Origin of the sequence: Paraburkholderia sp. Ac-20340 (assembly GCF_017104965.1) — a bacterium.
In the GTDB taxonomy this organism is placed as follows: Bacteria; Pseudomonadota; Gammaproteobacteria; order Burkholderiales; family Burkholderiaceae; genus Paraburkholderia.
Genome location: NZ_JAAGPR010000010.1, coordinates 103,541 through 119,816, shown reverse-complemented (window position 1 = coordinate 119,816; position 16,276 = coordinate 103,541). Strand labels below are relative to the sequence as shown.

General features: G+C 61.1%; 14 protein-coding genes and 1 pseudogene. 6 read left to right on the top strand and 9 right to left on the bottom strand.

Annotated features, from left to right (window positions below; genetic code table 11):
- Positions 1 to 19: 19 nt before the first annotated feature.
- The 3 genes from lhpH to G3N59_RS15785 form a co-directional block, all read right to left on the bottom strand.
- On the bottom strand, positions 20 to 1,027 hold the full coding sequence (lhpH, locus tag G3N59_RS15795) for a trans-3-hydroxy-L-proline dehydratase (RefSeq protein WP_205983549.1): 1,008 nt from the start codon (positions 1,025 to 1,027) through the stop codon (positions 20 to 22).
- A gap of 41 nt (positions 1,028 to 1,068) precedes the next feature.
- On the bottom strand, positions 1,069 to 2,187 hold the full coding sequence (locus G3N59_RS15790) for a branched-chain amino acid ABC transporter substrate-binding protein (protein WP_205983548.1): 1,119 nt from the start codon (positions 2,185 to 2,187) through the stop codon (positions 1,069 to 1,071).
- Positions 2,188 to 2,309: 122 nt separating this feature from the next.
- Entirely contained in the window at positions 2,310 to 3,758 is a 1,449-nt protein-coding gene (locus G3N59_RS15785) for an MFS transporter (protein ID WP_205983547.1), read from the bottom strand.
- Positions 3,759 to 4,086: 328 nt separating this feature from the next.
- Between G3N59_RS15785 and catA the strand changes: the two genes are divergently transcribed.
- Positions 4,087 to 5,046, top strand: a complete 960-nt coding sequence (gene catA, locus G3N59_RS15780; protein WP_205983546.1) for a catechol 1,2-dioxygenase — start codon at positions 4,087 to 4,089, stop codon at positions 5,044 to 5,046.
- A 38-nt stretch (positions 5,047 to 5,084) separates the two neighbouring features.
- Here the strand turns inward: catA and G3N59_RS15775 are convergent, their stop codons facing one another.
- Positions 5,085 to 6,119 (bottom strand): AraC family transcriptional regulator, encoded by a 1,035-nt coding sequence (locus G3N59_RS15775; RefSeq protein WP_205983545.1) that lies wholly within the window; start codon positions 6,117 to 6,119, stop codon positions 5,085 to 5,087.
- Between the two features lie 355 nt (positions 6,120 to 6,474).
- Here G3N59_RS15775 and G3N59_RS15770 point away from each other — a divergent pair, with 355 nt between their 5' ends.
- The 5 genes and pseudogenes from G3N59_RS15770 to G3N59_RS15750 all read left to right on the top strand — a co-directional run bounded on the left by G3N59_RS15770 (position 6,475) and on the right by G3N59_RS15750 (position 11,364).
- Positions 6,475 to 7,722 (top strand): dienelactone hydrolase family protein, encoded by a 1,248-nt coding sequence (locus G3N59_RS15770; RefSeq protein WP_205983544.1) that lies wholly within the window; start codon positions 6,475 to 6,477, stop codon positions 7,720 to 7,722.
- 21 nt (positions 7,723 to 7,743) lie between these two features.
- On the top strand, positions 7,744 to 8,532 hold the full coding sequence (locus G3N59_RS15765) for an SDR family oxidoreductase (protein ID WP_205983543.1): 789 nt from the start codon (positions 7,744 to 7,746) through the stop codon (positions 8,530 to 8,532).
- Positions 8,533 to 8,585: 53 nt separating this feature from the next.
- On the top strand, positions 8,586 to 9,824 hold the full coding sequence (locus tag G3N59_RS15760; protein WP_205983542.1) for a styrene monooxygenase/indole monooxygenase family protein: 1,239 nt from the start codon (positions 8,586 to 8,588) through the stop codon (positions 9,822 to 9,824).
- A gap of 20 nt (positions 9,825 to 9,844) precedes the next feature.
- Complete coding sequence (locus tag G3N59_RS15755) at positions 9,845 to 10,381, top strand: flavin reductase family protein (protein ID WP_241023477.1); 537 nt, start codon at positions 9,845 to 9,847, stop codon at positions 10,379 to 10,381.
- 35 nt (positions 10,382 to 10,416) lie between these two features.
- A pseudogene (locus tag G3N59_RS15750) lies at positions 10,417 to 11,364 on the top strand (transporter).
- Positions 11,365 to 11,473: 109 nt separating this feature from the next.
- Here the strand turns inward: G3N59_RS15750 and G3N59_RS15745 are convergent.
- The 5 genes from G3N59_RS15745 to G3N59_RS15725 form a co-directional block, all read right to left on the bottom strand.
- Positions 11,474 to 12,529, bottom strand: a complete 1,056-nt coding sequence (locus tag G3N59_RS15745; protein WP_241023476.1) for an AraC family transcriptional regulator — start codon at positions 12,527 to 12,529, stop codon at positions 11,474 to 11,476.
- An 83-nt stretch (positions 12,530 to 12,612) separates the two neighbouring features.
- Entirely contained in the window at positions 12,613 to 13,644 is a 1,032-nt protein-coding gene (gene antC, locus G3N59_RS15740; protein ID WP_205983540.1) for an anthranilate 1,2-dioxygenase electron transfer component AntC, read from the bottom strand.
- Positions 13,645 to 13,656: 12 nt separating this feature from the next.
- Complete coding sequence (antB, locus tag G3N59_RS15735) at positions 13,657 to 14,154, bottom strand: anthranilate 1,2-dioxygenase small subunit (RefSeq protein WP_205983539.1); 498 nt, start codon at positions 14,152 to 14,154, stop codon at positions 13,657 to 13,659.
- A 3-nt stretch (positions 14,155 to 14,157) separates the two neighbouring features.
- The gene (antA, locus tag G3N59_RS15730) at positions 14,158 to 15,567 is read right to left on the bottom strand and encodes an anthranilate 1,2-dioxygenase large subunit (protein WP_205983538.1); all 1,410 of its coding nucleotides are present in this window, start codon (positions 15,565 to 15,567) and stop codon (positions 14,158 to 14,160) included.
- A 189-nt stretch (positions 15,568 to 15,756) separates the two neighbouring features.
- The gene (locus G3N59_RS15725; protein ID WP_205983537.1) at positions 15,757 to 16,269 is read right to left on the bottom strand and encodes a hypothetical protein; all 513 of its coding nucleotides are present in this window, start codon (positions 16,267 to 16,269) and stop codon (positions 15,757 to 15,759) included.
- Positions 16,270 to 16,276 lie beyond the last annotated feature (7 nt).

Here is a 16,276-nt window from a genome sequence, read left to right as displayed (position 1 = left end):
TACCGGGATGTAGAGGAGACTAACGTACAAGAAAACCGTAGGTCAGCGGATCGCGTTCGTCGATGATCCACTGCGCGAAGCCGCAGATATAGGCCTCGCCTTCGACTTCGGGAATCACGGCCGGGATGCCTTGCACCGTGGTTTCCTTCAACACGCGCCCCTTGAACACCGTGCCGACGATCGACTCGTTCACCAGCGTTTCGCCCGCCTTCAATTCGCCGCGCTGATACAGCTGCGCCACGCGCCCGCCCGTGCCCGATCCCGTGGGCGAGCGATCGACTTCGCGGTCCGCGAACACGCAGCAGTTCGCCTGGGTCGAACCGGCGTGACGCGGCGCGTTGGCGATAATCGTCCCGTAGATATGGTTGATTTCGGGAATCTCCGGGTGCTGTACGGGAAAGGCCTTGTTCGCCGCTTCCTTCACTTCCGCGCCGAAGCGGATCAACTTCTCGACCGCCGCCTCGCGCACCGGCAGATCGAACGGCGCGCCATCGACATAGAAATAAAACGCGCCGCCATAGGCAATATCACCGGTCACCTTGCCGAAGGTGGGCGTGTCCACCGTCACGTCGCGTTGCCACAGGAACGACGGCACATTCACGAAACGCACCGTGCCCGCGTGCTCGCCATCCCACTTCACGAAAGCTTCGATAAAGCCGCAAGGCGCGTCGATCCCCACGCGCGTTTCGGGTTCGGTGCGCTGCACCCAGCCCAGTTCGACCGCGGCCGTGGAGAGCGCGATCACACCATGACCGCAGTGGTCGCTATAGCCTTCGTTGTGCAGAAAGATCACGCCGAAGTCGGCGTTTGGCGAGACCGGCTCGGTCAGGTAGCCGCCGTACATATCCGCGTGGCCGCGCGGTTCGAACATGAGCGCACGGCGGATATCGTCGGCGTTGTCCTTGAGCCAGGCGCGACGCTGGACGATCGTGTCGCCGGGCAGGCGCGGCAAACCGCTCGTGACGATGCGAAAGGCCTCGCCGCCGGTGTGAACCTCGACGGTGGAAATGGTGCGGGTCGGTTTCATGATTCAGTGTTTCGATAACGTATAAACAGCGCGCATTCAGCTCATTGCCCGTACGGAACCGGCAAGCCGTTGCGGATGACATAAACGGTCGTCGGCGCGCCCTTCAGATCGCCCTTCGCATCGAACGAATACGTTGCGGCCACGCCTTTATAGTCTTCCTTCGCGAGCTGGTCGATGAGCTTTGCCTTGTCGGTGGTCGTGCCGGCCTTGACCATCGCGTCGGCGAGCATCTTCACGCCGTCGTAATAGCTGACCGCATAGACCTGGGTGTCGGCGTGATAGGCGTCGTGGTACTTCTTGAGGAATTCGCGGCCGGCGGCGCTCTTGTCCAGCGCGATGCCGCCCTGGGCGCAATAGACGATCGATGCTGCGTCGCCCGCCACCTTGCCCATATCGGCGGAACAGATGCCGTCGCCGCCCAGCAGCTTCGCGCGCAGACCGCGCTGACGCATCTGTTTGGCCATCGGCGCGCCTTGCGCCGCGTAACCGCCGAAGAAGATCACGTCCGGGTTTTCGCCCTTGATGGCCGTGAGGATGCCGAGAAAATCCGTGGCCTGAGAGTTCGTGAACTGGTGATCGACGATCTTCAGGCCGCGCGCCTTCGCCACCTGCTCGAACTGCTGCGCCACGCCCTGCCCGTAAGCCGTGCGATCGTCGACGATCGCCGCGGTCTTCGCCTTGAGCGTTTTCACGGCGAACTCGGCCATGGTGCCGCCCAGTTGCTCGTCGCTCGCGCCGATACGGAAGATCGTCTTGAAGCCCTGCTGCGTGAGCGCCGGATTCGAAGCGACCGGCAGCATCGGAATGCCCGCGTTGTTGTAGACGCGCGAAGCCGGAATCGCCACGCCTGAGTTGTACGGGCCAACCACCGCGATGACATTGTGATCGACCAGATTCTGGGCCACCTGCACGCCTACTTTCGGGTCCGCCTGGTCATCCTGCGAGTCCAGTTTGAACGTGACCGTCTTGCCGGCGACGGTGATCGGCTGCTTGTTCAATTCGTCGATGGCAAGGCGCGCGCCGTTCTCGTTGTCCTTGCCGTTCGCGGCCTGCGGCCCGGTCAGCGGCGCCGAATGGCCGATAACGACGACTTCCTGCGCCTGCGCGGCGGCAACGCTGAAGGCCGCGACTGCGGCCAGAACAGTCATGAGATGACGCATCGCGTGAACTCTCAAATTGGTTTTGGAGAAACCAATGTATGCCAACACTGGTTCCATCACAAGCAGTTTTCAAAAATATCGGCCCATCTGGTTCCTGGGGAATCCACCAGGGCCAACGCGTATCAATTGACCCGTTTTTCCCAGACTTCGCTGCCCGCCAGCGGCAAGGCGGCGCCGGAGTCATCCGATGAAGTCAATGCTTCGAGCGACAGGCCCTTTGTCTCCACGCCCAGCACCCACACGGCCAGCGCCGCCACGGCGAACGACAGCGCGCCGAGCATGAACACTCCGCCTTGTCCGAACAGCGGCAAGACCACGCCCACCGCGTAAGGGCCGATCAGCGAACCCACTCGCCCGATCGCCGAGGCGAAGCCGGAGCCGGTCGCCCGCGCGCCGGTGCCGTAGAGTTCGGGCGTATAGGTGTAGAGCGCGGCCCACATCGCGAAGAGGAAAAACTGCATGACGAGGCCGGTGCCGATCAACAGCGGAATGCTCGCGCCGTGCAAGGCCGTCTGGCCGTACGCATAGGCCATCACGCCGCCGCCCAGCAGGGAAACCACGCAGGTGGGCTTGCGGCCCCAGACTTCGACGAGCCACGCCGCGCAGAGAAAACCGGGCACGCCGCCCAGAGAGATCAGCACCGTGTAGAACACCGACTGCGTGACCGCGAAACCGGCCTGCTGCAGCAGTGCGCCGAGCCAGGAAGTGAGGCCGTAGAAGCCGAGCAGCGCGAAGAACCAGAGCGCCCAGACCATGGCCGTGCGACGCCGGTATGCCGGGCTCCAGATTTCGCGCAACGCACTGCGCCCGCGCGTGGGCGCAGCCTCCACGATGCGCGCGGGCGCGGGCAGACTCTTGAGGCCGGTCGATTGCATCACGCGCGCCTCGATCATCGACACCACGCGGTCCGCTTCCGCCGCCTGGCCGCGATGTTCGAGCCAGCGCGGCGATTCGGGCACGATCCGGCGCACGACCAGCACGAACACGGCCGGAATCGCCAGCAGTGCGAACACGGTGCGCCAGCCGAGCGCGGGCAGCACGAAGTAGGAAACGATGCCCGCCGTGATGAAGCCGAGCGGCCAGAAGCCGTCCATCAGCGCAACCAGACGGCCGCGTTTGGCGGCAGGCACGAATTCGGACAGCAGCGCCTGGGCGATTGGAAACTCCATGCCCATGCCGAAGCCCAGCAGGATGCGATAGACGATCAGCGAGTTCATGTCGTGCGCCGTCGAGCAGAGATACGACGCCACGCCCCAGAGGACCATGCTCCATTGAAATACCGGACGACGGCCGAAGCGATCGGCCAGCAGGCCCGCCACTGCCGCCCCGAGCGTCATGCCGAAGAAGCTCGAACTCGCCACCAGCCCGGCCTGCGCATTCGTGAGCGCGAACTCCTTCTTGATCGAGCCCAGCACAAAAGTCATCGTGCCCAGATCGACCGAGTCGAAGAAGAACGCCAGCGCGATGATGGTGAAAATCAGCTTGTGATAGCCGGAAAGCGGCAGACGCTCCAGCCGCGCCGCAGCGCTTGCGCGCGTGTCCGTTGACGGGGAAGCGGAAGCAGTTCGCATGACGTCCTCTGGGTGAGAACGGCAGCGCCACGGGGCGCAACGCTGCCGACCGCCTCAGTAGATGTCACCATTTTCCGGTGCCATAGAAGAAGAACGGCATCGAGCAGGAACGTATGCGCCATTGACGCAAAAGGACAAATCGCCGTCGTTTTTGTACAGGTCGATGCGCTTCAAAAGAAACGGATAGCGAACTTCGAGTAGCCGGATAGCGTGTCATTCCTGAGCGGTATTCAATGGCGTAGAACGATGTGAAAAGCAACGCGCAAACGCACGACATTTTCACTGCCTTGCCGCTGTTCCCCAAAATACATGTGTGGAGACACTAATCATGAGCGTCAAAGTATTCGATACGAAGGAAGTGCAGGATCTGCTGAAAGCCGCTGCGAATTTCAACGACCATGCCGGCAATACCGGCAACGCGCGTTTCCAGCAAATCATTCATCGTCTGCTGGGCGATCTGTTCAAGGCCATCGACGATCTCGACATCACACCCGATGAAGTGTGGGCCGGCGTCAACTATCTGAACAAGCTGGGTCAGGACGGCGAAGCGGCGCTGCTTGCAGCAGGTCTCGGTCTGGAAAAATACCTCGATGTACGCATGGACGCGGAAGACAAGGCAACTGGTCTGGACGGCGGCACGCCGCGCACGATCGAAGGCCCGCTCTATGTGGCCGGCGCGCCGGTGCGCGACGGCGTGGCGAAGATCGACTTCGACGAAGACGCGAACGCAGGCCCGCTGATCATTCGCGGCACGGTCAAAGGCACGGACGGCAAGCCTATCGCCAACGCCGTGGTCGAATGCTGGCACGCCAATTCCAATGGCTTCTATTCGCACTTCGACCCGACCGGCGCGCAAACCGATTTCAATCTGCGCGGCGCAGCGAAAACGGGCGCAGACGGCGTGTATGAATTCCGCACGCTCATGCCGGTGGGTTATGGCTGCCCGCCGCACGGCGCCACGCAGCAACTGCTCGACGGTCTGGGCCGCCACGGCAACCGCCCGGCACACGTGCACTTCTTTATCTCGAGCGGCGATCACCGCAAGCTCACCACGCAATTCAATATCGAAGGCGATCCGCTGATCTGGGATGACTTCGCTTATGCCACGCGCGAAGAACTCATTCCGCACGTCGTCGAGAAAACCGGCGGTGCAGCATTGGGCCTGAAAGCCGACGCGTACAAGCACATTGAATTCGATGTCGTTCTGACGCCGCTGCTGCAAGGCCGCGACAACCAGATCGTCCAGCGCCCGCGCGCTGCGGCAAGCGCCGCGTTGGAAGCCGCTTAAATAGCGTCAACGAGGCCGCAGCGCGAGCAAAAAAATCCTTAAAGCGTCTCGCGCCGCGTCCTCAAACTTTCCGAAGGCGACTCGCCAAATGCGCGCTTGTACTCCATCGAGAAACGTCCCAGATGGGCGAAGCCCCATTTCAGCGCAATATCCGTGACCGACGAGCGCCCCGGACCCGTCACGGCCTCTGCGCCGATCAGATCCATCCGCACGCGTTCGAGCCGCAACTGACGCACGAATACCATTGGCGTTACGCCGTGGCAGTGCTTGAATGCGGCAAACAAGGTGCTCGGACTCACATTGCCGAACTCCGCGAGGCGCTCGATGGTGAGCGGCTCCTGCAAATGCGCGCGAATATACTCCTCCACGCGGCGCACATAAAACGGCGCGAGTGGCCGGCGTTCGCGCGTCAGGCTGTTGCGCACGCTATTCGGTTGACCGTAGATCAGCGCATTCAACAGCGTCGATTCGAATTGCTCGAAAGCGAGTGGATTGCGCAGCGGATGCGCTTCCGTACTCATGATTTCCGCGAGCATCGGCAAGAGTTGCATCACGCACTGTCCTTGCGGTGATGTCAGCGCGAATTCCGGCGCGAATTCCAGGGCCCCGCGCGCGGCATCGCCGAAGTGACGTTGAGCATGACGCTCCAGCACCGTGCGCTCGATACGCAGAATCGCCTGCGGACAGGCTTCGCCCCACCGCATGCGCAGCGCCAGCGTGGGCGACACCAGCGAAGCCGCCAGTGGCGACGATACGAACGCCTGAGCGCCGCATTCGATTTCCGCCTGCCCTTGCAGGGGAATCTGCAGCAGGAAGAAGTCTTCGAGCAGGTCGGGTTCGATGATGACTTCGCTGCCGTAGTCGAGCAGATTCAGCGAGAGATTGCCCCAGCGCGTGTGATGCAAACGGCTGTGCAACTCACTCGCGCGGCCTGTGACAGTCAATCGATGTGGCTTGAACACATCGGCCACCGATGAACGCACTTCGTCGAAATCGGTCGACTGCATCAACAGATTGCCGTAGTTAAACCATTGGGCGTCGGCAAGACGATTCCCAGGGACATATTGCGCCATCGAAGATCTCCAATCCCGCTCACCTGCACCGCTCGAGTGCATCTGTTGCTGTTGTGGTGAACCGCGCCGCGCTACTCACGGAGTATCCGGATAGTCGCGCGAGTTTCTGGACAATGCGGCAATCCAGACGGTTCACGACAGAAAAATGCAAAAAGCGGGCCTGCGTGCCTGCCTGTGTGCATCGTAGAAGAGCGCTTCGCCCGTCTACATCCGAATAAACCCGCGTCAATTGCCAGGTCGCGCGCGCGAGCCGCGATTTTCTGGAATTGGCGGATAAGGGTTCCATGAAACGGATAGAGCGCGCCGTTTCGGCCACCAATACTAGGTCCAACACCAACCTAATTGGAGGGACCTGATGAAAGGGCGAAACATCGAAATCGCAGCGCCCGGTGGCGAGCGCTTCCGCGCGTATCTGAGCACACCGGCGAGCGGTAAAGGGCCTGGGCTCGTGCTGTGTCACGAGATTTTCGGCGCCAATGTGCACATGCGCGAAGTCGCCGATTACTACGCCGAAGAAGGCTATACCGTGCTGTTGCCCGATCTGTTCTGGCGCAGCGCGCCGGGCATCGAACTAGGCGATTCGCCCGACGATATGGCACGCGCGATGGCGCTTTACGAAACGTATGACGAAAACCTCGGCGTTGGCGATATTGCCGCCACGCTGCGTACGCTGGCAACATTGCCTGAATGCAGCGGCGGCGCGGGCGTGCTGGGCTATTGCCTGGGCGGCAAGCTCGCGTGGCTCGCCGCCTGCCGTCTGCCGCAAGTGACTTGCGCCGTGAGTTATTACGGCGTGGGCATCGAACTGGCGCTCGATGAGGCACACGCACTCACTGGCCGCGTCGTGCTGCATCTGGCCGGCGAGGACTGCTTCTGCCCGCCCGCAGCGCGCGAGCAGATTACGCGCACGCTGGCGGGTCGCAGCGGTGTCGAACTCTATACCTACCCCGGCGCGGATCACGCTTTCGCGCGCACCGGCAGCGCGCATTGGGACAAGGCTGCGGCCGCGATGGCGCATCAGCGCTCCGTTACTGCATTGCGCGAAACGCTCGGCCCGCGCCTCGATCTTTCCGCGCTATGGGAGGTTCATCTCGCGCACGAATTCGATACGCGCAACGTCGACGCAACCATGGCCACGATGGTCGCCGAACCCTACGTCAATCACATTCCCACTCTCACGGGCGGCGTTGGCCACGACGAACTCAAGCACTTCTATACGCATCATTTCGTCCACGCGAATCCGCCGGATACCACCATCACGCCGGTTTCTCGCACGATTGGCGCCACCCAGGTCGTCGACGAATTGCTGTTCAGTTTCACGCACACCACCGAAATCGACTGGATGCTGCCGGGCATCGCGCCCACCGGCAAGCGGGTCGAAATTGCGCTCGTCGCAATCGTCAAGTTTCGCGGCGACAAGCTCTATCACGAACATATCTATTGGGATCAGGCCAGCGTGCTGGTGCAGATCGGTCTGCTCGATCCTGCTGGCTTGCCGGTTGCGGGCGTGGAAACCGCCCGCAAGCTTCTCGATGAAACCGTGCCGTCCAACCGGCTCATGCCGAACTGGCAATACGCGTTCGCCACTCACGACACTCACTGATTCGCTTCACGGAGAACCTTCATGACCGATCTCAATGGCAAGGTGGCGATCGTCACCGGCGGCGCGACCTTAATCGGCGCGGCGGTGGCGCGCGATCTCGCGCACGCGGGCGCACGTGTCGCCATCTTCGATATCGATGAAACCAACGGCGCGCGCGTGGCGCAATCTATCGGTAAAAACACGCTGTTCCTGCGCGTCGATATCACCGACGACCGTGCGCTTGATCATGCCGTGACCGATGTGGTGGAACGCTTTGGCGGCGTCGATCTGCTCGTCAACCTGGCCTGCAGTTACGTCGATAACGGCATGCAGGCGAGCCGCAACGACTGGCTTGGCGCCATGGATGTCAACGTGGTGTCCGCCGTGATGTTGAGCATGGCGGTCCATCCTCATATGGTGAAACGCGGCGGCGGCGCGCTGGTGAATTTCAGCTCGATTTCCGCAAGCTGCGCACAAACGGGGCGCTGGCTCTACCCTGCTTCCAAAGCGGCCATCCGCCAGCTCACGCGCAGCATGGCGATGGATTTCGCACGCGACGGCATTCGCGTCAACTCGGTTTCGCCGGGCTGGACGTGGTCGCGCGTGATGGACGACCTCACACACGGCGACCGCGCAAAGACTGATCGCGTAGCCGCACCTTATCACCTGCTCGGCCGCGTGGGCGACCCCGAGGAAGTGGCGCGCGTCGTCACTTTCCTGTGCAGCGACGCGGCGAGTTTCGTCACCGGCGCCGACTACGCCGTCGATGGCGGTTATTCCGCAATGGGCCCCGAGCAGGCCGAGCCGGCTATTCCTCGACTCGCTGAATAGAGCGTCCGTTATTCAAAAGCAAGATCATCCAGTTCAATCAATCAGGATTCCCAATGAGACGAATCGCTATTGTCGGCGCAGGTCAGTCTGGTCTGCAACTCGCTTTCGCCCTGCTCGACCAGGGTTATCACGTCACGCTCGCGACCAATCGCGATGCGCAATCGATCCGCGCGGGCAAGGTCATGTCGAGCCAGTGCATGTTCCACTCCGCGCTGCAACTGGAACGCGATCTGGGCGTTAACCACTGGGAGGAAAGTTGCCCGTCCGTGGAAGGCATCAGCCTGACCGTCGTGTCGCCCGACGGCCAGGGAAACAAGGCGATCGAATGGTCGTCGCGGCTGACGCGCTACGCGCAATCGGTCGATCAGCGCCTCAAGATGTCGGCCTGGCTCGATGAAGCCGAACGCCGTGGCGCTCAGGTGCAGATCGGCGACGTGGGCATTGCCGAACTGGAAACGCTCGCGCAAAGCCACGATCTTGTGTTGCTCGCGGCCGGCAAGGGCGAAATCGTCAATCAGTTCGGGCGCGATCCTGTGCGATCGGTTTTCGAGCGCCCCCAGCGCGCGCTCGCCCTCACCTACGTTACCGGCATGACGCCGAGCACGCCCTATTCGCGGGTGCGTTTCAATCTTCTGCCGGGCATTGGCGAATACTTTGTCTTTCCCGCGCTCACGCTTTCCGGTCCCTGCGAGATCATGGTGTTCGAAGGGATTCCGGGTGGCCCGCTCGACTGCTGGAGCGACGTGCAGACCCCCGAGCAGCATCTCGAACGCAGCCTGTCGATCGTGCGCCAGTATTTGCCGTGGGAAGCCGAGCGCTGCCGCAACGTCGCATTGAGCGACCCGAACGGCACGCTCGCCGGCCGCTTCACGCCGGGCGTGCGCAATCCGTCGTTCCGCCTGCCTTCGGGCCGCGCCGTGTTCGGCATGGCCGATGCCGTCGTCGTCAACGATCCGATCACCGGCCAGGGTTCCAACAGCGCGGCTAAATGCGCCAGCGTCTATCTCGACGCGATCCTCACGCACGAATCAGCACCGTTCGGCGAGGACTGGATGCAGGCCACTTTCGAGCGCTACTGGTCCTACGCGCAGCATGTGGTGCGCTGGACCAACTCGCTGCTCACGCCGCCTTCGCCGCATCTGCTCGATCTGCTGGGCGCGGCGGGCAACTCGCCATCGCTGGCGGCGCGCATCGTCAATGGCTTTGACGATCCACGCGAATTCTCGCCGTGGTGGTTCGACCCGCAGGCCTGCGCCGCGGAGATTCGCGAACACACGGCCTGCGCCGCATGAACGCCACGGGAATCCTTGCCATGAATGCACCGCTTGAGATTGAACACGCCGATACACCGGCGCTCGACCCCGCGCAATTGCGCGCGGTATTCGGCCAGTTCGCAACCGGCGTCACCGTTGTGACGACATTGACAGAGCATGGGCGCCGCGTCGGCCTGACCGCGAATTCCTTTTCGTCCCTGTCGCTCGACCCGCCCTTGGTCCTCTGGAGTCTGCGCAAGGCCGCGCCAAGCTGCCTGGATTTCCAGCACGCGGGACGCTTCGCAATCAACATCCTCGCGCACGACCAGATTGCGCTTTCACGCCATTTCGCCACGCCCGCCGAAGATAAATTCGATGGCGTGCCCTGCACGCACTCGACGCTGACACGCGTGCCCTGTCTCGAAGGCACCAGCGCACGGCTCGTCTGCCGCAACGTCGGTCAGTACGAGGGCGGCGATCACCTGATCTTTATCGGCCAGATCGAGCATTTCGATGTATTCGGCAAGGCGCCGCTTGTTTTCCACGGCGGCCAGTATCGGGCACTCATCGAACATCCGGCTTTATCGCCGGCATAACAATTAGGCATCCCAATCGATAAAGGGGCGTTCCCATGAAACATCGCATCCGAAAACTCGCCGTTGCTGCACTCGCGTTTGCCGCGTGCGGCACCGCCACGGCTTCCGATCTGCCTTCGTTGAATCTTGGTTTCACGAGCTTTCTCGACGGCCTGCCGCCTGCTGGATCGGGCTGGTATGGCACGCAGTATCTGGAGTACTACAGCGCGTCGCGCATCAACGATAACGCGGGTCATCGCGTGGCCTTGCCAAAGCAATCCGTCGATGTCTTCGCGGGATTGAGTCAGTTGGTGTATCAGGCGCCGGTGAAATTTGCCGGGCTGCATCCTGGCATCGACGTCATCCTGCCGTGGGTGGCGTCCGCGCACACCGACGACGGCCTGAACAATAGGGCGCTCAATGGCCGCGCGGGCTTCGGCGATCTGGTGATTGGGCCATTCGTGCAGTCCGATCCGGTGATGGGGCCGTCCGGTCCACGCTTTGCCCAGCGCGTCGAGCTTCAGTTCATCGTGCCGACCGGCGCCTACGATCCATCGCGAGCGGTCAATCCCGGCAGTCACTTCTGGTCATTCGATCCGTATTGAGCCGCAACGGTCTGGCTCACGCCGAAATGGACGCTTTCCTGGCGTCTGCACTATTTGTGGAACGCGACCAACCACGAGCCGTCCACCGCGCTCGGCACGGACGTCACTTCCACGCAGGCGGGCCAGGCGATCCACGCGAACTTTGCGACCGAGTACGAGGTGCGGCCGGGTTTGCGTCTGGGCCTCAACGGCTATTGGTTGCGCCAGATTACCGACATGAAAGAGAACGGACAGGACGTATCGGGCACGCGCGAAGGCGTATGGGCGATCGGGCCGGGCGCGATGTACAGCTTTTCGCCGGAAGATCACCTGATGTTCAACGCGTACTTCGAGCGCGATGCGCGCAACCGGCCGCAAGGCACGCGCGCAGTGCTTCGGTATGTGCACCACTTTGGCTGAACCAGCGGGCCGCGCCGCTCATCAATGACGGCGCGCTCGTATCGATTGATATCGATTGATATTGGTTGATCGACAGCGGGCGCGAGGCGCCCGCTTTGCGTTAATAGCGTCAGGCTGGCCGGGCGACGCTTCGCTTCAATGTTTCGGTAGGCGTTTCGCCAAAGAGCGCCTTATATTCGCCCGAGAAGCGGCCGAGATGGGAAAAACCCCAGCCCATCGCAATCGCGGAGATGCTGCCGGTCGAGCGGTCCGCAAGCAGATCGCGACGGACCGCTTCAAGCCGGTAACGCTTGAGATACGCCATCGGCGGCTGGCCAAAGTGCTCCCTGAACGCTTCGAACAGCTTGTAGCGCGACACGCCCGCGGCCTGCTCGATATCTTCGAGTGCGATATCGTCGCGGCCATGCTCGTGAATAAACTGCTGCGCGCGCTGCAGATAGTGGGGAACGGCCGGGCGCATCGCCTCGGCCAGCGCATCGGAATAATTATGCGGTTGCGCGAGCAACAAACCCTTCAGCAAGGTCTGTTCCAGATCGGCGGCCATCAACTGATGATTGAGCCAGCCACCGGAGCGATCCATCTCACCGGCAAAAAACTTCACCATCCGCCACCACGCGGCTTGCTCGCCGCTGGCGGCGTCCATGCCGGGCTGAAACGCAATGGGTGCGTCTACTGGCCGGCGCAATAGCGATTCCAGCACATTCTGCAAAGCCTGCCGCGGGATCGAAACGATCAGCTTGCGGCAATTGCCGCTAATTGCCAGGTCTTGCGCCTCATGCGGGGAAACAATCAGACCCTTATCCTGATCCGATCGCCATAGCTGGCCACGCGCGGAAAGCTCCTGCTCGCCGCTCAACGGAAGACTGAGGCTATAGCAATTCAGCGGCGCAGCATCGCTGACCGAAACAGTGACATCGGTCCCGTACTCGACATAGCCGAGCGTGCTCGCCATCGCGCGCAGCACGGTGCCGGAATGATTGAACTGGATCTTGCGCGGCCTTTGCACCTGCAGTCCGTGCGGCCCGCAGATTGCGGCCATCCAGTCGCGCGCGCCCTCGAAGTCGTGACGCGAGGCGTGAATGCCATTGAGCTCGCTTGCTGTGTGGGGGAGCATGGCGATAAGCACTATTTGTCGAAGCTTCCATAGTAAGCCGAAGCGCGCCAAAAAAATAATTCCGGTCGAAGAGCGTCTGCCCTTCAACCGGATTATTTTCGACGGCTTCGTCTGTGCGTCCTGCTTCTGCGCGTCTACTGGCGGCTGTTACTGTCCCCGAATTTCTCGTAGTAGAGCCGGTGATCGACAATCCCCGCATCCTTGAACCATGTGCGGATGGCTTCCACCATCGGTGGCGGCCCGCACAGATACATATCGAACGGCGTGGCCGCGAGTTGTTCGCGCGGCAGGTGATCGGGAATCAGCCCTGTTTTTCCCTGCCATTCCTGTGCCGGATTCATCACGACGATATCGTGACTGAACTGCGCAATACGTGCCGCATAGGCTTCGATCCGTTCGACTTCGCAAAGATCACGGGCATTCGTCACACCATAGTAAAGATGCACCGGCTGGGCGCAACCACCGCGATCGGCCAGATCGTCGAGCATGCCGAGAAAAGCCGACAGACCCGTGCCGCCCGCCACCATCACGATCGGACGTTCGATCTCGCGCAGATAGAACGCACCAAAAGGCGCTTCGAATTCAATGGACTGCCCGGCTTCGCAGCGCTCGCGCATATAGTTGCTCATCGCGCCATCGGGTAGCAGGCGGATCAGGAATTGCAGCTGATTTTCTGCATTCGGACGATTCGCAAACGAATACGAGCGCCATACATCGGTGCCGGGAATCTTCAGACGCGCATATTGGCCCGGCAAAAAATCCAGTTGCTGCGCGTGTGCGCTGGCGTCCAGATGCAGGATCGCCGTGGTTTCCGACACCTGACGCAAATCGACCACGCGGGCCGTCGCGACGCTCGCGCCCGCCGCGCTGCACAGGCTCGAATCGAAGTCGAAATAAAACGACGCATCGGATTGCACGCGCGTCTGGCACGAGAGGATCTTGCGCTGCGCGATATCTTCAGGCGACAGCGTTTCCTCATCGACATACTCCTGCGTGTAGGCGCCCGATTCGCAGCGCCCCTGGCACGTCCCGCACACGCCCTCGCGACAATCGAGCGGGATATTGATGCCGCTTCGCAACGCGGCATCGAGCAGCAATTCGTTGGGCCGGATGCTGAAAAATGCCGTCTTGCCGTCGGCGAAATTAAAGGCGATCTTATGGCTCATCGCACGTCTCACTTACAGATGATAAAAGTCGAGCACCGCGTTAATGGTGTCGTTGAGCAGCAGCACGTGCTTGCGCATGATCTTCCAGCTATCGCCATCGGGGCGCAGCCGATAGGTCGCGCGGCCAAAGAAATGCTCCGCCACGCCATGGCGCGCATAGAACGTGGTCCAGTTCGCCTTCACGTCGATCTCGCCGGGCGCGCCTTGATCGGCGGCTTCGATACGCACATTGCTGATCGCATGCATGGTGCGCGGCATGGGCGTGGAGGCCGCCGATTTACCCGTGCGCAAGCGGAACACCCGATCTTCGAGACCGCTGCGATTCGTGTAATAGATCAGCGACATGCCGCGTTTCGGGTCCGTCGTGTATTCGTGTTCCGAATCCCATTGCGGCACGTGAAACTCACTGTTTTCATCGAATAGTTCGAGATACGCGTCCCAGCTTTGCAGGTCGCAAAGTTCCGACTTGCGATAGAGAAACTGCTCGACCGAATGTTGTTGTGCGTGCATGATTTATTGCTCCCCGCCACGGCTGTTTTGCTTGTCGAGCCCCTTGAGCAGATAGTCGCGCCACGCGCCGTGCTGATTGACGTAAAGACCTTCATGCGTCAACTCGGTGCCGGTCAAGGCCGGACGAATGCCCAGCAGGCGCGAATTCGCGGTCTCGCCTTCCTGCCATTTATGATGGCCGCGCGAAATATCGCTCCAGCGTTCGAGGCGCGCCTGGAAACCGCGCTGCTGCTCGCGGAATTCAACGAGATCGTCGGGCGTGCCCATTCCCGAGACATTGAAAAAGTCCTCGAACTGGCGGATACGGCTTTCGCGGTCCGCATCCGATTCGCCCTTCACGCCGATACACTGGCTGATCACCTCGGTTTTATTCCAGGCCACCGGCCGCACGATGCGCAACTGCGAACTGATCTGATCCATGAAAAACAGGCTCGGATAGATATTCAGATTGCGCAGGCGGTGCATCATCCATTCGGCCTTTTCCTGCCCATAGGCCTCGACGAGGCGCGGCATCACGCTGGCATAGCCGGGCCGCACGGCGGGGTTGGGCATGTCGCTGAACAGTACGGTGTGGCCGTTGCGAAACGCGAACCAGCCGTCGTCGGTTTCGGCATCGCCTGCACCCAGTTTGCTGTAGTCGAGTGTCGAGCCGTCGTCGCCGCCCTTCTTCGCGTTTTCTTCCTGACGATGCTGCACCGTCGCCACGTAGTTGTAGTGGACCGTGCTGACGTGATAACCGTCCAGGCCATTTTCGTTCTGCAGCTTCCAGTTGCCTTCGAAACTGTAGGTGGATTTGCCGGGAAGCACTTCCAGTTCGCCGGTGGGCGACTGGGCGACCATCATGTCGAAGAAAATACGTGCATCGCCGAGATACGCTTCGAGCGAATCGGTCGCCTGCGTATCGAGACTGACGAATACGAATCCCTTGTAGCTCGCGATACGGGCCTTTTTCAGCCCGCGCGTGGCCTTGTCGAAGTCTTCGCAATACTCACCCGGCGCCTTGACCTTGACGAGCCGGCCGTCGCTCTTGTAGCACCACGCGTGGAACGGACAGGTAAAGGTGGACTGATTGCCCTTGGTCATGCGCGTGAGGGTGGCACCGCGATGCTGGCAGGCGTTGATCATCGCGTTCAGTTCGCCGTTGCCGTCGCGCGAAACGATCAGCGGCTGACGCCCCACGCGTATCGTGACGAAGTCATGCGGCTTCGCGATCTCGCTCTCGTGGCAGGCATAGATCCAGTTCTTCTCGAAGATCAATTCCATCTCGAGATCGAACAGTTGCGGCTCGGTGAACATCTCGCGGGCGATGCGATAGACGCCTTCCACCGGACGGAAATCGACGCAGCCGTCGATGAACTCGCGCCATTGAGCCGGATTGTCCCGCGCGCTCGCAATGCTCTCTCGTGTTGACATGACGTGTCCTGTCTGTGGGGTTTGGGGTTGAGAGCATTGGATACCTGCAAAATCATCGGGGCTATCCGGCTACTCGCCGTTTGCTATCCGATTATTTTGGTGGGGGGGAGAGAGGACTACGTTCGAGCGGGGAATTGTCGGGATGATCTGGTCGTGTCTATTTCTGTCCTTCAACGCAGGCACAAGACATCAATTCTCATACTCCATTGGAATTCCAAGCCTGACAACATGCATCGATTCGATGCCAATCAAGGTTGACCGCCACGTCATACCGACGGCACGATCGTCTTTCAGAAAATAGGTCTGCTCCAGACTCGTTGCGGAAAGGTCATTCGGCGTAACGCCTGAGAGAACATCCCCCAATGCTGCCGAAACGATGGAAGGCGTGCATGTTGCCGGTTCGATACCAAACGGCGCTGGCAACGACCAATTCCCCCCAAGCTGTCCAGCGAACCCGAATTCCGCATCGGTTAGGACCCATCGATCAAGGTCGCCGTCGTCAACGTGACCCGCATGCGGGTGATGCAACGTTAGCCTCAGACCCATACTGGAAACCAGAGCGATCTTCGAATCAACCACGGGAACAGGCATCAAGTCCTGTGACTCAATAGCGAATTCTTTCGCCAATCCAAGCAGCCATGCACCGATACCGTAGCATCCCACGCGCAACGCGATTTCTGTGCCGAGTTCCATTTCGCTCATCGTGGCC